Genomic DNA, 17,631 nt, shown 5'->3' on the forward strand with positions numbered 1-17,631 from the left:
GTGGCGTATATTACGCTTTCCTCTTTCAGAGTCAACCCTGATTTTCAGGATTTTTCTCTTTCGTTTCCCCGACCATCTCGTGAAGTGATTCACGTTGTCGTGTCAACGGAGGCGCATTATAGGGATCCCAATTTTAAGCACAAGTCTTTTTGCGATCTTTTTTTCTGAGTGCTGGTTTTTCATTCTTTTTGCTGCGATCCCATACGATCTGCTCAAATAATGATGCGTAAAAGGGTTGCAGAAGCCTTCTGTTGCGATCAAAGTCATACCTTCAGCCGTGTTTTGATGAGGTAAGTATGTCTACTGTCTTACGTCCTTATAAAGATCTTTTCCCCGGTCTGGGCCAACGGGTCATGGTTGATGCCACCAGCGTAGTGATTGGTGATGTCCGGATCGCAGATGATGTCGGGATCTGGCCACTGGTGGTTATTCGTGGCGACGTGAATTATGTCGAGATTGGCGCACGCAGTAATATTCAGGATGGCAGTGTTCTACATGTCACACACAAATCTTCTTATAAACCTGAAGGTGATCCGCTCATTATTGGTGAAGACGTTACCGTTGGGCATAAAGTCATGCTGCACGGCTGCACCATTGGCAATCGCGTGCTGGTCGGTATGGGGTCTATTTTGCTGGATGGGGCGGTAATAGAAGATGACGTTATGATCGGTGCAGGCAGCCTGGTACCGCAAAATAAATGTCTGGAAAGCGGCTACCTGTACCTCGGCAGCCCGGTAAAACAGATCCGCCCCCTGACCGAAGCGGAAAAAGAAGGCCTGAAGTACTCTGCAAACAATTATGTGAAATGGAAAGATGAATACCTGGATCAGTACAACCAGACAATGCCCTGATCATCTTCTTCCTGACAGCGGATCCGTTGCTCCGCCTCCTCTTCCAAATCCCAGCGATTTTCACGGAATACCGCCAGATATTGCTCTGGCGTTTCGCCACCAAAGCGTTGCAGCAACGTCGTCCCCGCAATTGCGCAGATAAATTGCATCCCATTCACCAGGGCCGGGAAGCAAATAGCCTGCAAGGCAGCATTCCACTCTTCGCGATCGGGAAACTGGATAGCCTGATTCATAGCGCCAGTTCCTGTTTTAACACGCTTATAACCGGTTCGACTTGCGGTAGTACACCATGCCAAAGCAAAACGGCATGAGCTGCTTGCCCCACCAGCATACCCAGACCGTCAGCACACTGTTTCGCTCCCTGCTTTTCGCACCAGTTCAGGAATGGCGTATTCCCTTTTTGATAAAACATGTCATAGCAAAAGAGCTGCCGATGAACAATCGCTTCCGGCAGCGCCGGGACATCGCCGCCAATGCCGCTGGAGGTAGCGTTGATAATCAGATCGAATTCATGACCGGCCAAGTCGCTCATGGCAACGGCATTCACGCTGCCAGTATGGGCAAATAACGTTTCCAACGCTTCGGCGCGAGCCAAAGTACGATTCGTAATAGTCACTGTGCAATCAAGCGAAAGCAGAGGGAGCAACACACCGCGAGCCGCACCTCCTGCACCAACCAGCAAAATGCGAAACCCCGGACGGATAAAGGCCAACCGTTCAAGATCGCTCAACAGGCCGATGCCATCTGTGTTGTCTCCCAGTAAACGGCCATCGTCAAGCTGCTTGAGCGTATTGACCGCCCCGGCAAGCGCTGCGCGCTCGGTTAATTCATCCGCCCGGGCAAAAGCCTCTTCTTTAAATGGCACGGTAACATTGGCCCCTTTTCCACCACTGGCGAAAAAGGCTTCCAGCGTGTTCACAAAGTCATTCACTGGTGCGAGTACGCGCCCATAAGGGTGTTCAATACCTAGCTGTGCCGCAAACTGCTGATGAATGAACGGCGATTTGCTATGTGCGATCGGATTACCGAAGACTGCGTAGGATCCCATACGATTATCCCTGACGGAAAAGTTCGCCGGTAAGGGCGTCGCGGATTTCAGAAGGGTTCTGTCGCCCGCCCGTCTGCGCATCCACTACCGGAAAGTCAGCGCCAAATTGAGTAACCACTTCTTGTGCGGTTCTGCACGGTGGCAGACCCGACAGATTGGCACTGGTCGATACCAGAGGCTTGCCATAGGCTTTACACAGCGCGATGACCTGCGGGTGATTAGTCACACGCACAGCCAGTGAATCAAAACGCCCCGTCAGCCAGCGTGGCGTTGTCGGTTTCGCCGGGAAAACAAAGGTCACCGGGCCGGGCCAACATGCGAACACAGCCTGACGCTGTGCGTCCGTCAACATGCTGTCGTCAATATACGGTTTCAGTTGTTCAAAACTTGCCGCAATCAGAATCAACCCTTTTTCAACAGGGCGTTGTTTTAGCGTAAGCAGGCGATGCACTGCGATTTCACTGTCCGGGTCACAACCAACCCCAAAAACAGCTTCTGTTGGGTATGCGATGACGTGCTCTTTCTTTAAAACTTCTACCGCCGCGGCGATAGAGTCTGCAGGCAGGTTATTCTTCACGAGTTTGTTCCGCCGTTACCGGCTGTCCACATTGTTTACTGGCGCAATAGCATTTAATACCTTGCGCGGTTTTCTTCTCGATAAGTAGCGGGTAATGGCACAGAGGACATTCGCCCGCCACCGGTTTGAAATTGATAACGAACTGACAATCAGGGTAGCGATCGCAGGAGTAGAAAGTCTTGCCATACCGGGAACGGCGCTGTACAAGGTGCCCACTCTGACATTGCGGGCAGGTTATTGCTGTTTCATCAGGCTTGTCGATCAGTTCTGTATGTTCACATTCTGGATACTGACTGCATCCTATAAACATACCAAACCGCCCCTGCCTCAGTACCAGGTTGGCGCCGCATTGTGGGCAGAGCTGGCCTTCCAGAACCTTGACGATATGTCCATCCGCCTGACTTTTTAACGGACGTACATAATCACATTCTGGATAGTGCGAACACCCGAGAAACGGACCGTGTTTCCCGGAACGTATAACAAGTTCAGCCCCGCATTGTGGGCAGGGCTCATTGTTACGCACCGAAAACAGTGCTGATTTGGCCATAATGACTCTTGAAGCTGCAAAAACGATTAGTGAAGCATACCTTCATTCACTTCAAAGAGTAATTCTTCCATTTGCTGGTATGCGTTCTCGCAGCCAGGAATATTGAAGAGAACCATAAGAATGACCCATTTCAGATCTTCTAATTCGAACTCTGCCGTATCCAGCGCCAGCACACGTTCTATCACCATTTCTCGCGTTTCGAGGTTGAGCACCTGAATCTGCTCCAGGAATAACAAAAATCCCCGGCAACTGGCATCCAGCCTTTCGCACTCTTCCGCAGTATAAATACGGACAGAGAGCGGATCAGAAGCGAGCTGCATCGGTTCGGCAAGGCCTTCCTGATAATCAGCTAACTTTTCCAGCCACAGAAGTGCATTGTAGATGTCTTCACGATCAAATCCGGCGTCGGTAAGATCCCGTTCCAGTTTGTCCTGATCCACACGCAGTTCAGCTTCGTTATGGATGTAAGTCTCAAACAAGTACATTAGTACGTCGAACATGGCTTGCCCTCCTCAATCGGACATAGCCGCCGGGTACAGCTGCGATCCATCCTGCTAACTCCAGTTCAAGCAATTGAGCTGCTGTGACTGGCACAGGTTGGCCGGCACGTTCAGCGACGACGTCAACAGGTGTTACCTCATCTCCTACGTTAGCCAGGAGCTCAGGAAATGGCAATGCCGCACTTTCCGGATCTGGGGAATAAATCGTTTTTTCGTGTGATTCAGGTAGCCAATGCAGACCACATTGCAAATTTTCAAGGATCTCGTCAGCGTTTGTTACTGGCGTAGCACCCTGTTTGATTAACCAGTGAGGGCCTTCGCTGCCAGGACTCCCAACAGGCCCGGGTAATGCAAACACTTCCCGACCTTGTTCGAGCGCAGTACGCGCGGTAACCAGCGAACCGCTACGCACTGCCGCTTCAACGACCAGCACACCAAGACTCAGGCCACTGATAATTCGGTTACGACGCGGAAAGTGCCCCGGTAACGGCATGGCAGGCAGCGGCAACTCAGACACTAATGCGCCGCCATCTTCAATGAGTTGCGCTGCTAACGAGGCATGCCTGCGTGGATGAAGGCGGTATAAACCATTCCCCAACACGGCTATACTTTTGCCGCGCGCATTGAGGGCTGCGCGGTGAGCAATACTATCAATACCTAATGCCAGTCCACTGGTAATGGTCATTCCGCTTCGGGCAAGCGACTCGCAAAAGATCCTTCCCCAACGTTCGCCATACCATGAATGTGCCCGGCTACCGACCACCGCCAGTTGCGGCGTTTTCAGCAAGGAAAGCTCCCCTTGCACAAAGAGCCCTCCGGGGTAATCGACAATAGCCCGCAACTGCGTGGGGTAAGCGAGATCGCTGGCAATAATAAAGTGATGATTCGCATCCTCAAGCCAGCCGAACATCAGCTCAATGTCCCGTTGAGTGAGAGAGAAAAAACGTCGGATTTGCGCCCCCGTCAACCCCAAATGTTGCAGTGCTGTGGGAGTAATATCCTGATTTTTCTGCAGCCAACGTAGGGCATGAAGCCAGCGTTCACCACATAGATCACTCACCTGCATCAAACGCAAACTAATTTCTGTGGATGTCATCCTTATCCCCCTGCCACAAGCAGTCCTGGCAATCCTTGCGATTGGTCACTGATGCTGTCAATCAGAGGGGGATTTGTCTAGAATAGAGAAGATATTCTCTCCAACTCCTGAACACGACTCTGGATATTTATGGCAGTTTTACATGTGTTACATATTCCGGACGAGCGCCTTCGCAAAGTCGCAACGCCGGTAAAAGAAGTAAATGCGGAAATTCAGCGTATCGTTGATGATATGTTTGAAACCATGTACGCGGAAGAAGGTATTGGCCTCGCGGCAACGCAGGTCGATATTCATCAGCGCATTATCGTTATTGATGTTTCAGAAAATCGCGATGAACAACTGGTGCTGATCAACCCGGAACTGCTGGAAAAAAGCGGTGAAACTGGTATCGAAGAAGGTTGCCTGTCTATTCCGGAACAGCGTGCACTCGTACCGCGCGCAGAGAGAGTAAAAATCCGCGCGTTGGATCGTGAAGGAAAGACTTTTGAGCTGGAAGCTGACGGCTTGCTGGCAATTTGTATCCAGCATGAGATGGATCATCTGGTAGGTAAATTGTTCATCGATTACCTGTCACCAATGAAACGCCAACGTATTCGTCAGAAAGTTGAAAAACTGGATCGCATGAACGCCCGTGCGTAATGCGGGTATAAAGGGATAAACGTGTCAGAATCGCTACGCATTATCTTCGCCGGCACGCCAGACTTTGCAGCGCGTCATCTTGACGCGTTGTTGTCTTCTGAGCATCAGATCGTCGGCGTATTCACTCAGCCCGACCGCCCTGCCGGGCGCGGTAAAAAACTGATGCCCAGCCCGGTTAAAGTGCTGGCTGAAGAAAAAGGTCTGCCTGTGTTTCAGCCGGCCTCGTTACGCGTGCAGGATAACCAGCAACTGATTGCTGATCTGAATGCCGATGTTATGGTCGTCGTCGCCTATGGATTGATCTTGCCTAAAGCGGTGCTGGGAATGCCTCGCCTCGGCTGCATCAACGTTCATGGTTCATTACTTCCGCGCTGGCGCGGAGCAGCACCTATTCAGCGGGCATTATGGGCTGGCGATAGAGAAACGGGCGTAACCATCATGCAGATGGATGTCGGATTAGATACAGGCGATATGCTGTATAAGCTTGCCTGCCCAATCACGACCGAAGATACCAGCGCCATGCTTTACGATAAACTGGCACAACTTGGTCCACAGGGGCTGCTCGATACATTACGACAACTGGCCAAAGGGCACGCTGCGCCGCAGGTACAGGACGAAACACTGGCCACTTATGCCGAGAAGTTGAGTAAAGAAGAGGCCCGTATTAACTGGTCTTTGAGTGCGGAGCAACTTGAACGTTGTATCCGGGCATTCAATCCATGGCCAATGAGCTGGCTGGAACTTGACGGGCAACCGGTAAAAGTGTGGAAAGCGTCGGTGCTCCCCTCTTCTGCAACAGCGTCTCCCGGCACGATTATTGCCGCCTCCAAAGACGGGATCCAGGTCGCCACAGGCGACGGAGTATTGAACCTGGAATCATTGCAACCGTCAGGTAAAAAAGCGATGAGTGCACAGGACCTGCTGAATTCACGGCGGGAGTGGTTTGTGCCCGGCAACGTGCTGGCCTGATATTGAATTTATAGCCCGGTTCTGCCGGGCGTTTTTATTTATGTGGTTATGAAAAAACAATTAAATTTACGCAGTATGGCCGCACAGGCTATTGAACAGGTAATGGAGCAAGGGCAATCGCTCAGCAATATTTTGCCGCCGTTACAACAGAAAGTATCTGACAAAGATAAAGCATTGCTGCAGGAGTTGTGCTTCGGTGTGCTGCGCGTTTTACCGCAACTGGACTGGCTAATCAACAAGCTGATGTCGCGTCCGATGACGGGTAAACAACGTACAGTGCACTACCTGATCATGGTTGGCCTGTATCAACTCCTGCACACGCGTATTCCTGCTCATGCCGCACTGGCGGAAACAGTCGAAGGCGCGGTTGTCATTAAACGCCCACAATTAAAGGGCCTGATCAATGGCGTATTGCGCCAGTTTCAGCGTCAGCAAGAAGAATTATTGGCAGAATTTGCTGATAGCGATAATCAGTATCTTTTCCCAGCCTGGCTGTTAAAACGGCTACAAAAGGCGTACCCACAGCAATGGCAGCAAATTATTGAGGCCAGTAACCAACGCCCACCTATGTGGTTACGTGTGAATCGTCAGCACCATACGCGTGACGGCTGGTTGGCGCTACTGGAAGAGACAGGATTACAGGGCGTCACTCATCCCGATTATCCCGATGCTGTCCGTCTGGCAACTGCTGCGCCTGTTACCGCATTACCAGGTTTTGCTGAAGGCTGGGTGACTGTGCAGGATGCATCCGCACAGGGATGCATTACTCTTCTCGCCCCACAAAACGGCGAACGTATTCTCGATCTCTGTGCAGCACCTGGCGGGAAGACCACACATATCCTTGAAGTTGCTCCAGATGCCAGCGTTCTGGCAGTTGATGTGGATGAACAGCGTCTGTCCCGTGTTTATGACAACCTCAAACGCCTGGGTATGAAGGCTGAGGTAAAACAGGGCGACGGGCGTTTCCCGGATCAATGGTGCAGTGATGAAAAATTCGATCGTATTTTGCTGGATGCCCCGTGTTCCGCAACTGGCGTTATTCGCCGCCATCCGGACATCAAATGGCTACGCCGCGATCGGGACATCCCGGAACTCGCGAAGTTACAATCGGATATTCTGGATGCCATCTGGCCACATCTGAAATCAGGCGGAACCCTGGTCTATGCAACCTGTTCAATCCTTCCGGAAGAGAACAGCCAGCAAATTGATGCTTTCCTCAAACGCACACCAAACGCGAAACTTAGCCAGACGGGCACAGCGGATCAACCTGGTCAACAAAATCTGCCAGGTGCTGAAGAAGGTGACGGCTTCTTCTACGCTAAGATAATCAAACAGTGATGAGAGCAACGGGTCACAACTGATGAAGATAATTATTCTGGGTGCAGGTCAAGTTGGCGGAACGCTGGCGGAAAACCTGGTCGGTGAGAATAACGATATTACCGTTGTCGATACTAATGGCGATCGCTTACGCAGCCTGCAGGATAAGTTTGATCTGCGCGTTGTTCAGGGACATGGCTCGCATCCACGAGTTTTGCGCGAGGCGGGAGCCGATGATGCCGATATGCTGGTTGCTGTAACCAGTTCGGACGAAACAAATATGGTCGCCTGTCAGGTGGCCTATTCTCTGTTTAACACACCGAATCGCATTGCCCGTATTCGTTCACCGGACTATGTCCGTGATGCAGATAAACTTTTTCATTCAGAAGCCGTGCCCATTGATCACTTGATTGCCCCCGAGCAACTGGTTATCGATAGCATTTATCGGTTGATTGAATATCCAGGCGCGTTGCAAGTAGTCAACTTTGCAGAAGGCAAAGTAAGCCTGGCGGTAGTGAAGGCCTATTATGGCGGTCCGCTTGTTGGCAATGCGTTATCGACCATGCGCGAGCATATGCCGCATATTGATACGCGCGTCGCGGCAATATTCCGCCACGATCGCCCGATTCGTCCGCAAGGCTCAACGATTGTTGAAGCTGGTGATGAAGTATTTTTTATTGCGGCATCACAGCATATTCGCGCGGTTATGAGTGAATTGCAGCGGCTGGAGAAACCTTATAAGCGCATCATGTTGGTTGGCGGCGGTAATATCGGTGCAGGTCTCGCCAGGCAGCTTGAAAAAGATTACAGCGTTAAATTGATCGAGCGCGATCAGCAGCGTGCGTCAGAACTGGCAGAAAAGCTCCAAAATACTATCGTGTTTTATGGCGATGCGTCGGATCAGGAATTGCTGGCTGAAGAACATATCGATCAGGTAGATCTGTTTATTGCCGTCACTAACGATGACGAAGCCAATATTATGTCTGCAATGCTGGCCAAACGTATGGGGGCTAAAAAGGTCATGGTGCTTATCCAGCGGCGTGCCTACGTCGACCTGGTGCAGGGAAGCGTTATTGATATCGCAATTTCTCCTCAACAGGCAACCATTTCTGCATTGCTCAGTCACGTTCGTAAAGCCGATATTGTTGGTGTTTCTTCACTGCGTCGCGGTGTTGCCGAGGCGATTGAAGCCGTCGCACATGGCGACGAAACGACCTCACGTGTCGTTGGCCGGGTTATCGATGATATTAAGCTGCCGCCAGGTACCATTATTGGTGCTGTTGTGCGGGGAAATGATGTCATGATCGCTAATGATAATCTGCGTATTGAACAGGGCGACCATGTAATTATGTTTTTAACCGATAAAAAATATATTACTGACGTGGAACGGCTGTTCCAGCCCAGTCCCTTCTTCTTGTGATCTTCAGGGGCATTTATATGTGCCCCTTATTTAATCCCCGTATTCATAAGGGGATAATAAATCATGCTAATTATTCCCTCTAAATGGAAATTGATCGGTAATTTGTTAGACTTACCGTGATAGCCTGCACATGGAGAGAGATATGAGTATTTTAAAAGAGTTCCGCGAATTTGCGATGCGCGGAAATGTTGTAGATTTAGCGGTCGGTGTGATCATCGGTGCAGCTTTCGGCAAAATAGTATCGTCCCTGGTTGCCGATATCATCATGCCGCCTCTGGGATTGTTGATCGGCGGGATAGATTTCAAATCATTCGCATGGACATTACGGGATGCGCAAGGTGATGTCCCTGCAGTTGTCATGCATTATGGTGTGTTTATTCAGAACATTTTTGACTTTGTTATCGTTGCCTTCGCTATTTTCATTGCGATCAAGCTGATCAACAAACTGAAACGTAAACAAGCAGAAGAACCGAAAGCGCCGCCCGCGCCGAGCAAAGAAGAAGTTCTGCTGGGTGAAATCCGCGATCTGCTGAAAGAGCAGAATAATCGCCATTAAGCAAAAATAAGAAGGCCAGTGGTAAATAAGCGATTCGCTTGCTTGCCACTGGCCTCCTGAAAACCTTTTTTGTGATGCTTGTTTTTCCGCAGATAACTTCCTTTCCCCTTCTTGTTTTTCTCAACACGCTGCCTGAACAACGGGTCATGTAACAGGGCTTCAATCGCGTTATCGTTAATCTGCCCTTTAGTGTGCTGATAGCGACTCATAATTTCTCCAGGTTGTGTATTAAAACCGACGAAGTGTAGAACTGTCAGAACAGAAGATCAACTTGTGGAAGAACCTGGGCTACCACTGGCACCCAATTCCAGTGCTTCCAGAATGGAACAGTAGACACTGCTATGCGCTGTACCGCAGCAGGCATCATTCAGTTTTTGCAGCGATCTGCGCATCACCTGCAACTCTTCGATTCGGGCCTCTACCTCGCTCAGGCGAGCCTGCACGATCCCCTTCGATTCCTGACAGGTATGATGTTCGGGATCGATACGGATCGAAAGCAATTCACGAATCGATTCAAGCGTAAAACCCAACTGCCTGCCATGGCGGATAAACCTGAGCCGTTGTAGATCGCTTTCCGTATAGAGTCGAAATCCCCCTTCGGTACGCACCTCATGATCCATCATTTGCTGCTTTTCGTAATAGCGGATGGTGTCCGGCGTGACGTCAGCCAGTTTAGCAATTTCACCAATGCGATACATGATTACTCCTCGTTCACTTTGTGCAGCAATTTTTCGGCATAATCGCCTCGCAGGAAATCAGTGCTGAGCCCGGCCTGCTTTAACTTGAGTTCAAGAAGAGCGAGACGCCGTTGTAATTCATGATGATGCGGGTGATTGTTATGTACCGTATTAAGCAGCTCCGTCAACACAATAGCTTCTTTGCGATACTCGAGTTCAGGTGGAAGACAGCCTGCGTTCTTCAGCAAACGATAACCCGCGCGCAACTCAGGAGGAACATGCGTGTCATCATCCAGCACGACAGGTTCGCCGCTCCCGGGAAGATTATCAAATTCACCTTTTTTTTGGGCATCGAGAATGTGTCGTTCTGCCCACTGATCAAGCAACCACATTGAAGGCCTCCAGGGGAGAGCTAAAAGACAGAGATATTGTAGGAAAGTGGAGGCTTGAGGGATATAAAAAAACCCGCCGAGGCGGGTTTCTTTACGTTACTGCAGATTACTCTGCAGCAGCTTCTGCTTTCGGCTCGGCGCGATCAACCAGCTCGATGTAAGCCATCGGAGCATTGTCACCAGCACGGAAGCCACACTTCAGAATGCGAGTGTAACCACCGGCACGGCTCGCGAAACGCGGGCCCAGCTCGTTAAACAGTTTTGCCACGATCTCGTTATCACGAGTACGGGCGAATGCCAGACGACGATTAGCAACGCTATCAGTCTTGGCAAGAGTAATCAGCGGCTCAACTACGCGACGCAGCTCTTTGGCTTTCGGCAGAGTCGTCTTGATGATCTCATGACGAACCAAAGAACCTGCCATGTTACGGAACATGGCCTGGCGATGGCTGCTGTTGCGGTTCAGTTGACGACCACTCTTACGATGGCGCATGACCTTATCCTTCTCAGTAAAACCTTAACCTGTGATCCGGTTACTCGTCAGCAATGCTTGCCGGTGGCCAGTTTTCCAGGCGCATGCCCAGAGACAAACCACGCGAAGCCAGCACGTCTTTAATCTCAGTAAGAGATTTTTTACCCAGGTTCGGCGTTTTCAGCAACTCAACCTCGGTACGCTGTACCAGATCACCGATATAGTGGATAGCTTCTGCCTTGAGGCAGTTAGCAGAGCGGACAGTCAATTCCAGATCGTCAACAGGGCGCAGCAGGATCGGATCGAATTCTGGTTTCTCTTCTTTCACTTCCGGCTGACGTACATCACGTAAGTCAACGAAAGCTTCCAGTTGTTCAGCCAGAATGGTTGCCGCACGACGAATCGCCTCTTCAGGATCGATTGTGCCATTGGTTTCCATTTCGATGACCAGCTTGTCCAGGTCGGTACGCTGTTCAACACGTGCTGCTTCAACATTGTAGGCAATACGCTCTACAGGGCTGTAGCACGCATCGACCAGCAGGCGGCCGATCGGGCGCTCATCTTCTTCCGAATGAATTCGGGCAGACGCCGGCACATAACCACGACCGCGCTGAACTTTGATACGCATGCTAATAGATGCGTTTTCATCGGTCAGGTGGCAGATCACATGCTGCGGCTTGACGATTTCGACATCACCGTCGTGGGTGATATCGGCTGCGGTCACAGGGCCAATGCCAGATTTATTCAGAGTAAGAATAACATCATCTTTACCCTGAACTCTCACCGCAAGCCCTTTCAGGTTGAGCAGGATTTCAAGGATATCTTCCTGAACGCCTTCTTTGGTGCTGTACTCATGAAGTACACCATCAATCTCAACCTCTGTCACCGCGCAACCCGGCATCGATGAGAGCAGAATACGGCGCAGTGCGTTACCAAGAGTATGGCCAAAGCCACGCTCTAAAGGTTCAAGGGTCACCTTGGCGTGCGTCGAACTCACTTGCTCGATATCTACCAGGCGCGGTTTTAGAAACTCTGTCACAGAACCCTGCATTGTGTCCTCTCTTTGGTACTAAGCTTTACTTGGAGTAAAGCTCGACGATCAGGTGTTCGTTAATGTCCGCAGACAGATCAGAACGCTCCGGCTTACGCTTGAACGTACCTTCCATCTTGCCAGCATCAACTTCCAGCCAGGTTGGCTTTTCACGCTGCTCAGCCAGCTCCAGAGCGGCTTTCACGCGAGACTGCTTTTTCGCTTTCTCACGAATGCTAACCACGTCATTCGGACTAACCTGATAAGAAGCGATGTTAACAACACGACCGTTTACCATGATTGCTTTATGACTAACCAGCTGACGTGCTTCTGCACGAGTGGCGCCGAAGCCCATACGGTATACAACGTTGTCCAGACGACCTTCCAGCAGACCCAACAGGTTTTCACCGGTGTTGCCTTTCAGACGTGCTGCTTCTTTATAGTAGTTACGGAACTGACGCTCCAGCACACCGTAGATACGGCGAACTTTTTGCTTTTCACGCAACTGCACACCATAGTCAGACAGACGCGGTTTACGCGCACCGTGCTGGCCAGGAGCTTGTTCAATTTTACACTTGGTATCGATCGCGCGAACGCCAGACTTAAGGAACAGGTCTGTGCCCTCACGACGGCTCAGCTTGAGCTTAGGACCCAAATATCTTGCCATTTTCTTTCTCCAACAATCCTAGAAAACGAGCGCGTTATACGCGACGTTTTTTCGGCGGACGACAACCGTTGTGAGGGATCGGAGTCACATCAGTAATATTAGTGATGCGGAAACCAGCGGCGTTCAGTGCACGAATAGTAGATTCGCGACCCGGACCCGGTCCCTTAACCATAACTTCCAGATTCTTGATGCCGTATTCTTTTACGGCTTCAGCGCAACGCTCTGCCGCAACCTGAGCTGCGAACGGAGTGGATTTGCGAGAACCACGGAAACCGGAACCACCGGCTGTTGCCCAACCCAGCGCGTTACCCTGACGATCAGTAATAGTAACGATGGTGTTGTTGAAAGAAGCATGGATATGAGCCACGCCGTCAGAGACTTGTTTTCTTACACGTTTACGTGCACGAATTGGTGCCTTTGCCATTATTCAATCACCCCGATTATTTCTTGATCGGTTTGCGCGGACCCTTACGGGTACGTGCGTTGGTCTTGGTACGCTGACCGCGAACCGGGAGACCACGACGATGACGCAAACCGCGATAGCAACCAAGATCCATCAGGCGCTTGATGCTCATGCTAACTTCACGGCGCAGATCACCTTCAACGACAAATTTGGCAACTTCGTCACGCAGCGTGTCGATTTGTTCTTCAGACAGCTCACTGATCTTAACATTTTCGGCGATGCCCGCAGCAGCCAGAATGGCCTGTGAACGGGTTTTACCAACACCGTAGATCGAAGTTAATGCGATCACAGCATGTTTTTGATCAGGAATGTTAATGCCTGCTATACGGGCCACTATGCACTCCTATAATTTTACTTGCACGCACCATGCTGAAAAGCCCGTTTTCAGGATACTCAAATGGAAACGTACAGACATACAAAAGATTGGCTGGCTAATCTAGCCAGCTCAACCCAACTTTGCAAGAAAAATATGCGAAATAATCAGCCTTGGCGCTGTTTATGTTTCGGCTCGGCACTGCAAATCACACGGATGACGCCATCACGTTTAACGATTTTGCAGTTACGGCATAATTTCTTGACGGAAGCACGAACTTTCATTTTTACTCTCCGTAACTTCTCGGGCGACCATTAACGGCCGTAGCCTTTCAGGTTCGCCTTCTTCAATGCAGACTCATACTGACTGGACATCATCAGAGTTTGCACTTGAGCCATAAAGTCCATAATCACGACGACAACGATAAGCAGTGACGTCCCACCAAAGTAAAACGGTACTTTCATCGCATCACGCATGAACTCCGGGATCAGGCAGATAAAAGTAATGTAGAGCGCACCGACCAGAGTCAGGCGGGTCATTACTTTATCGATATACTTCGCCGTTTGCTCTCCCGGACGAATTCCTGGTACAAATGCACCGGACTTCTTCAGGTTATCTGCTGTTTCACGCGGGTTGAAAACCAACGCCGTGTAGAAGAAACAGAAGAAGATGATTGCAGACGCATAGAGTAACACATAAAGCGGTTGCCCAGGCTGCAAATACAGCGAAATTGTTGTCAGCCAGTTCCAACCAGTCCCGCCCCCGAACCATGACGCGATGGTCGCCGGGAACAGAATAATACTGGAAGCGAAAATTGCCGGGATTACCCCCGCCATATTCACTTTCAGCGGTAAATGTGTGCTCTGAGCAGCATAGACACGACGGCCTTGCTGACGTTTCGCGTAGTTTACCACAATGCGGCGTTGGCCACGCTCAACGAATACAACAAAGAACGTCACTGCAAATACTAATACTGCAACCAACAGCAACAGGAGGAAGTGCAGGTCGCCTTGACGCGCTTGCTCAATAGTATGGGCAATGGCTGGCGGAAGACCCGCCACGATGCCGGCGAAGATAATGATCGAAATACCGTTACCGATACCACGCTCAGTAATCTGTTCGCCGAGCCACATCAGGAACATTGTCCCTGTGACCAGACTCACAACAGCGGTGAAGTAGAATGCAAAGCCTGGATTCATTACCAGGCCCTGCATACCAGGCATATTCGGCAGACCAGTAGCAATACCGATCGACTGGAATATAGCCAACACCAGAGTACCGTAACGGGTGTACTGGCTGATCTTACGACGACCAGACTCCCCTTCTTTCTTCAGCTCCGCCAGGGCCGGATGAACGACCGTCAGCAGTTGGATAATAATCGATGCCGAAATATACGGCATAATACCCAGTGCAAAGATAGAAGCACGGCTGAGGGCACCACCAGAGAACATGTTAAACATTTCAATGATAGTGCCACGCTGTTGCTCAAGCAGTTTGGCAAGTACAGCGGCATCAATACCAGGGATCGGAATAAAAGAGCCAATACGGAAAACAATTAACGCACCGATTACAAACAGCAGTCTGCGTTTCAGTTCGCCAATTCCACCCTTGGCACTTTGAAAATCTAATCCCGGTTGTTTAGCCATTCTGCTACTTATTCCTCAATTTTACCGCCAGCAGCTTCGATAGCAGCACGAGCGCCTTTCGTCACACGCAGGCCACGAACAGTTACCGGACGAGCTACTTCACCAGCCAGGATCACTTTCGCGAACTCGATCTGGATGCCGATAATGTTAGCCGCTTTCAGCGTGTTCAGGTCTACTACGTCGCCTTCTACTTTAGCCAGATCGGACAGACGAATCTCTGCCGTGATCATTGCTTTGCGAGAAGTGAAACCGAACTTCGGCAGACGACGATACAGAGGCATCTGGCCGCCCTCGAAACCGCGACGTACGCCACCGCCAGAACGAGATTTCTGACCTTTGTGACCACGACCACCGGTTTTACCGAGGCCAGAACCGATACCACGACCCAGGCGTTTACCCGCCTTTTTAGAGCCTTCGGCCGGAGACAGAGTATTTAAACGCATCTCTTACTCCTCAACTTTAACCATGAAGGAAACCGCGTTGACCATACCACGAACCGCAGGAGTATCCTCACGTTCAACAGTATGACCAATACGACGCAGACCCAGGCCAAGCAGCGTTGCCTTGTGTTTCGGCAGACGACCGATTGCACTGCGGGTTTGAGTGATTTTAATAGTCTTTGCCATGGTCAATTACCCCAGAATTTCTTCAACGGATTTACCACGCTTGGCAGCGACCATTTCTGGGGACTTCATATTTTCCAGGCCATCAATAGTTGCACGAACCACGTTAATCGGGTTGGTGGAACCATATGCTTTAGCCAGAACGTTATGAACCCCAGCGACTTCCAGAACGGCGCGCATTGCACCACCGGCAATAATACCGGTACCTTCGGAAGCCGGCTGCATGAATACACGAGAACCCGTGTGAGTACCCTTAACCGGGTGCTGCAGGGTGCCGTGGTTCAGCGCGACGTTAATCATATTGCGACGGGCTTTTTCCATCGCTTTCTGGATCGCTGCCGGAACTTCGCGGGCTTTACCGTAACCAAAACCAACGCGACCGTTACCATCGCCAACAACAGTCAGAGCTGTGAAGGAGAAAATACGACCACCTTTAACGGTTTTCGATACGCGGTTTACCGCGATCAGCTTTTCCTGCAGTTCGCCAGCTTGTTTTTCGATGTGAGCCATCTTACACCTCTACCTTAGAACTGAAGGCCAGCTTCACGGGCAGCATCTGCCAGTGCCTGGACGCGACCATGATATTGGAACCCGGAACGGTCAAAGGACACATCTTTAATGCCTTTTTCCAGAGCGCGTTCAGCGACAGCTTTACCCACAGCTGCGGCCGCGTCTTTGTTACCGGTATACTTCAGTTGTTCAGCGATAGCTTTTTCTACAGTAGAAGCAGCTACCAGAACTTCAGAACCATTCGATGCGATTACCTGGGCGTAAATATGACGCGGGGTACGATGTACCACCAGGCGGGTCGCACCAAGCTCTTTGAGCTTGCGGCGTGCGCGGGTCGCACGACGGATACGAGCAGATTTCTTATCCATAGTGTTACCTTACTTCTTCTTAGCCTCTTTGGTACGCACGACTTCGTCGGCGTAACGAACACCCTTGCCTTTATAAGGCTCAGGACGACGGTAGGCGCGCAGATCAGCTGCAACCTGGCCGATCACCTGTTTATCAGCGCCTTTCAGCACGATTTCAGTTTGAGTCGGACATTCAGCAGTGATACCCGCCGGCAGCTGATGGTCAACAGGATGAGAGAAACCCAGAGCCAGGTTTACAACATTCCCTTTAACCGCTGCACGATAACCTACACCAACCAGCTGCAGCTTCTTGGTGAAGCCTTCGGTAACACCGATAACCATTGAGTTCAGCAGGGCACGCGCGGTACCAGCCTGAGCCCAACCATCCACGTAACCATCACGCGGACCGAAGGTCAGAGCATTATCTGCATGGTTAACTTCAACAGCATCGTTGAGGGTACGAGTCAGCTCGCCGTTTTTACCTTTGATCGTGATAACCTGACCGTTGATTTTTACGTCAACGCCGGCAGGAATAACGACCGGTGCTTTAGCAACACGAGACATTTTTTCCTCCGATTAGGCTACGTAGCAGATAATTTCGCCACCAAGACCAGCCTGGCGCGCTGCACGATCAGTCATAACACCTTTAGAGGTAGAAACAACTGCGATACCCATACCACCCATAACTTTCGGCAGCTCATCTTTTTTCTTATAGATGCGCAGACCAGGGCGGCTGATACGCTGAATGCTTTCTACCACAGCTTTGCCCTGGAAGTACTTAAGAGTCACTTCCAGTTCCGGCTTGGTGTCGCCTTCGATTTTGAAATCTTCAATAAAACCTTCTTCCTTCAGCACGTTGGCAATTGCCACTTTCAGCCTGGAGGAAGGCATGGTGACCGCAGCTTTGTTCGCGGCCTGACCGTTACGGATACGGGTCAGCATATCCGCGATCGGATCTTGCATGCTCATCT

Annotated in this window: 28 protein-coding genes; 6 read left to right on the plus strand and 22 right to left on the minus strand. The window is 50.6% G+C overall.

Annotated elements, in window-relative coordinates:
* The first annotated feature begins 296 nt into the window (after nt 1-296).
* The gene (locus RTX30_RS10475) at nt 297-851 is read left to right on the plus strand and encodes a gamma carbonic anhydrase family protein (RefSeq protein ID WP_312689514.1); all 555 of its coding nucleotides are present in this window, start codon (nt 297-299) and stop codon (nt 849-851) included.
* On the opposite strand, the gene RTX30_RS10480 is transcribed toward RTX30_RS10475, so the two are convergent.
* The 6 genes from RTX30_RS10480 to dprA are packed head-to-tail and all read right to left on the minus strand — an operon-like array spanning nt 827 to nt 4,619.
* On the minus strand, nt 827-1,084 hold the full coding sequence (locus RTX30_RS10480; RefSeq protein WP_312689515.1) for a DUF1488 domain-containing protein: 258 nt from the start codon (nt 1,082-1,084) through the stop codon (nt 827-829). The two genes, RTX30_RS10475 and RTX30_RS10480, sit on opposite strands and share 25 nt — an antisense overlap.
* Nucleotides 1,081-1,899 (minus strand): shikimate dehydrogenase, encoded by an 819-nt coding sequence (gene aroE / locus RTX30_RS10485; protein WP_312689516.1) that lies wholly within the window; start codon nt 1,897-1,899, stop codon nt 1,081-1,083. The genes RTX30_RS10480 and aroE overlap by 4 nt, the downstream gene beginning before the upstream one ends.
* Before the next feature lie 4 nt (nt 1,900-1,903).
* Nucleotides 1,904-2,476, minus strand: a complete 573-nt coding sequence (tsaC, locus tag RTX30_RS10490) for an L-threonylcarbamoyladenylate synthase type 1 TsaC (protein ID WP_312689518.1) — start codon at nt 2,474-2,476, stop codon at nt 1,904-1,906.
* Nucleotides 2,466-3,023 (minus strand): topoisomerase DNA-binding C4 zinc finger domain-containing protein, encoded by a 558-nt coding sequence (locus tag RTX30_RS10495; RefSeq protein WP_312689519.1) that lies wholly within the window; start codon nt 3,021-3,023, stop codon nt 2,466-2,468. The genes tsaC and RTX30_RS10495 overlap by 11 nt, the downstream gene beginning before the upstream one ends.
* A 26-nt stretch (nt 3,024-3,049) precedes the next feature.
* A complete protein-coding gene (smg, locus tag RTX30_RS10500; protein ID WP_312689521.1) occupies nt 3,050-3,523 on the minus strand; it encodes a DUF494 family protein Smg in 474 nt (157 codons plus the stop codon).
* Entirely contained in the window at nt 3,495-4,619 is a 1,125-nt protein-coding gene (gene dprA, locus RTX30_RS10505) for a DNA-protecting protein DprA (RefSeq protein ID WP_312689523.1), read from the minus strand. Before dprA ends, smg begins: the two co-directional genes overlap by 29 nt.
* A gap of 129 nt (nt 4,620-4,748) precedes the next feature.
* Between dprA and def the strand changes: the two genes are divergently transcribed.
* The 5 genes from def (at nt 4,749) to mscL (ending at nt 9,520) form a co-directional block, all read left to right on the plus strand.
* A complete protein-coding gene (gene def / locus RTX30_RS10510; RefSeq protein ID WP_312689525.1) occupies nt 4,749-5,258 on the plus strand; it encodes a peptide deformylase in 510 nt (169 codons plus the stop codon).
* 21 nt (nt 5,259-5,279) lie between these two features.
* Nucleotides 5,280-6,227: a methionyl-tRNA formyltransferase gene (fmt, locus tag RTX30_RS10515; protein ID WP_312689527.1), complete on the plus strand. Its 948-nt coding sequence runs from the start codon at nt 5,280-5,282 to the stop codon at nt 6,225-6,227.
* Between the two features lie 48 nt (nt 6,228-6,275).
* On the plus strand, nt 6,276-7,565 hold the full coding sequence (gene rsmB, locus RTX30_RS10520) for a 16S rRNA (cytosine(967)-C(5))-methyltransferase RsmB (RefSeq protein WP_312689528.1): 1,290 nt from the start codon (nt 6,276-6,278) through the stop codon (nt 7,563-7,565).
* A gap of 22 nt (nt 7,566-7,587) precedes the next feature.
* On the plus strand, nt 7,588-8,964 hold the full coding sequence (gene trkA, locus RTX30_RS10525) for a Trk system potassium transporter TrkA (RefSeq protein ID WP_312689529.1): 1,377 nt from the start codon (nt 7,588-7,590) through the stop codon (nt 8,962-8,964).
* 142 nt (nt 8,965-9,106) lie between these two features.
* The gene (gene mscL, locus RTX30_RS10530; protein WP_312689530.1) at nt 9,107-9,520 is read left to right on the plus strand and encodes a large-conductance mechanosensitive channel protein MscL; all 414 of its coding nucleotides are present in this window, start codon (nt 9,107-9,109) and stop codon (nt 9,518-9,520) included.
* Here the strand turns inward: mscL and RTX30_RS10535 are convergent.
* The 16 genes from RTX30_RS10535 to rpsH form a co-directional block, all read right to left on the minus strand.
* A complete protein-coding gene (locus RTX30_RS10535; RefSeq protein ID WP_312689531.1) occupies nt 9,517-9,729 on the minus strand; it encodes a ribosome alternative rescue factor ArfA in 213 nt (70 codons plus the stop codon). The genes mscL and RTX30_RS10535 overlap by 4 nt on opposite strands.
* A 57-nt stretch (nt 9,730-9,786) precedes the next feature.
* Nucleotides 9,787-10,218, minus strand: a complete 432-nt coding sequence (gene zntR, locus RTX30_RS10540) for a Zn(2+)-responsive transcriptional regulator (protein ID WP_312689533.1) — start codon at nt 10,216-10,218, stop codon at nt 9,787-9,789.
* A gap of 2 nt (nt 10,219-10,220) precedes the next feature.
* Nucleotides 10,221-10,589 (minus strand): DUF1992 domain-containing protein, encoded by a 369-nt coding sequence (locus RTX30_RS10545; RefSeq protein WP_312689535.1) that lies wholly within the window; start codon nt 10,587-10,589, stop codon nt 10,221-10,223.
* Nucleotides 10,590-10,695: 106 nt separating this feature from the next.
* Complete coding sequence (gene rplQ, locus RTX30_RS10550; RefSeq protein ID WP_002919206.1) at nt 10,696-11,082, minus strand: 50S ribosomal protein L17; 387 nt, start codon at nt 11,080-11,082, stop codon at nt 10,696-10,698.
* 40 nt (nt 11,083-11,122) lie between these two features.
* Nucleotides 11,123-12,112 carry a DNA-directed RNA polymerase subunit alpha gene (locus RTX30_RS10555; protein ID WP_034461761.1) on the minus strand — a complete coding sequence of 330 codons (990 nt, stop codon included), beginning with the start codon at nt 12,110-12,112 and terminating at the stop codon, nt 11,123-11,125.
* A 25-nt stretch (nt 12,113-12,137) separates the two neighbouring features.
* Nucleotides 12,138-12,758, minus strand: a complete 621-nt coding sequence (gene rpsD, locus RTX30_RS10560; protein ID WP_003031138.1) for a 30S ribosomal protein S4 — start codon at nt 12,756-12,758, stop codon at nt 12,138-12,140.
* A 34-nt stretch (nt 12,759-12,792) separates the two neighbouring features.
* Entirely contained in the window at nt 12,793-13,182 is a 390-nt protein-coding gene (rpsK, locus tag RTX30_RS10565) for a 30S ribosomal protein S11 (protein ID WP_002919257.1), read from the minus strand.
* A gap of 16 nt (nt 13,183-13,198) precedes the next feature.
* Nucleotides 13,199-13,555 (minus strand): 30S ribosomal protein S13, encoded by a 357-nt coding sequence (gene rpsM, locus RTX30_RS10570; protein WP_023479435.1) that lies wholly within the window; start codon nt 13,553-13,555, stop codon nt 13,199-13,201.
* Between the two features lie 146 nt (nt 13,556-13,701).
* The gene (gene rpmJ, locus RTX30_RS10575; protein ID WP_000868187.1) at nt 13,702-13,818 is read right to left on the minus strand and encodes a 50S ribosomal protein L36; all 117 of its coding nucleotides are present in this window, start codon (nt 13,816-13,818) and stop codon (nt 13,702-13,704) included.
* Nucleotides 13,819-13,848: 30 nt separating this feature from the next.
* Nucleotides 13,849-15,180, minus strand: a complete 1,332-nt coding sequence (secY, locus tag RTX30_RS10580) for a preprotein translocase subunit SecY (protein WP_007369823.1) — start codon at nt 15,178-15,180, stop codon at nt 13,849-13,851.
* 8 nt (nt 15,181-15,188) lie between these two features.
* A complete protein-coding gene (gene rplO, locus RTX30_RS10585) occupies nt 15,189-15,623 on the minus strand; it encodes a 50S ribosomal protein L15 (RefSeq protein ID WP_007369822.1) in 435 nt (144 codons plus the stop codon).
* A 3-nt stretch (nt 15,624-15,626) separates the two neighbouring features.
* A complete protein-coding gene (gene rpmD, locus RTX30_RS10590) occupies nt 15,627-15,806 on the minus strand; it encodes a 50S ribosomal protein L30 (protein WP_001140434.1) in 180 nt (59 codons plus the stop codon).
* A 6-nt stretch (nt 15,807-15,812) separates the two neighbouring features.
* Nucleotides 15,813-16,313, minus strand: a complete 501-nt coding sequence (gene rpsE / locus RTX30_RS10595; RefSeq protein ID WP_007369821.1) for a 30S ribosomal protein S5 — start codon at nt 16,311-16,313, stop codon at nt 15,813-15,815.
* A gap of 14 nt (nt 16,314-16,327) precedes the next feature.
* Nucleotides 16,328-16,681 carry a 50S ribosomal protein L18 gene (gene rplR / locus RTX30_RS10600; protein ID WP_007369820.1) on the minus strand — a complete coding sequence of 118 codons (354 nt, stop codon included), beginning with the start codon at nt 16,679-16,681 and terminating at the stop codon, nt 16,328-16,330.
* Nucleotides 16,682-16,690: 9 nt separating this feature from the next.
* Complete coding sequence (gene rplF, locus RTX30_RS10605; RefSeq protein ID WP_312689545.1) at nt 16,691-17,224, minus strand: 50S ribosomal protein L6; 534 nt, start codon at nt 17,222-17,224, stop codon at nt 16,691-16,693.
* Nucleotides 17,225-17,236: 12 nt separating this feature from the next.
* Nucleotides 17,237-17,629 carry a 30S ribosomal protein S8 gene (gene rpsH, locus RTX30_RS10610; RefSeq protein ID WP_017460071.1) on the minus strand — a complete coding sequence of 131 codons (393 nt, stop codon included), beginning with the start codon at nt 17,627-17,629 and terminating at the stop codon, nt 17,237-17,239.
* Between the last annotated feature and the right edge of the window lie 2 nt (nt 17,630-17,631).

Origin of the sequence: Kosakonia sp. (assembly GCF_032052965.1) — a bacterium.
GTDB lineage: Bacteria > Pseudomonadota > Gammaproteobacteria > Enterobacterales > Enterobacteriaceae > Kosakonia.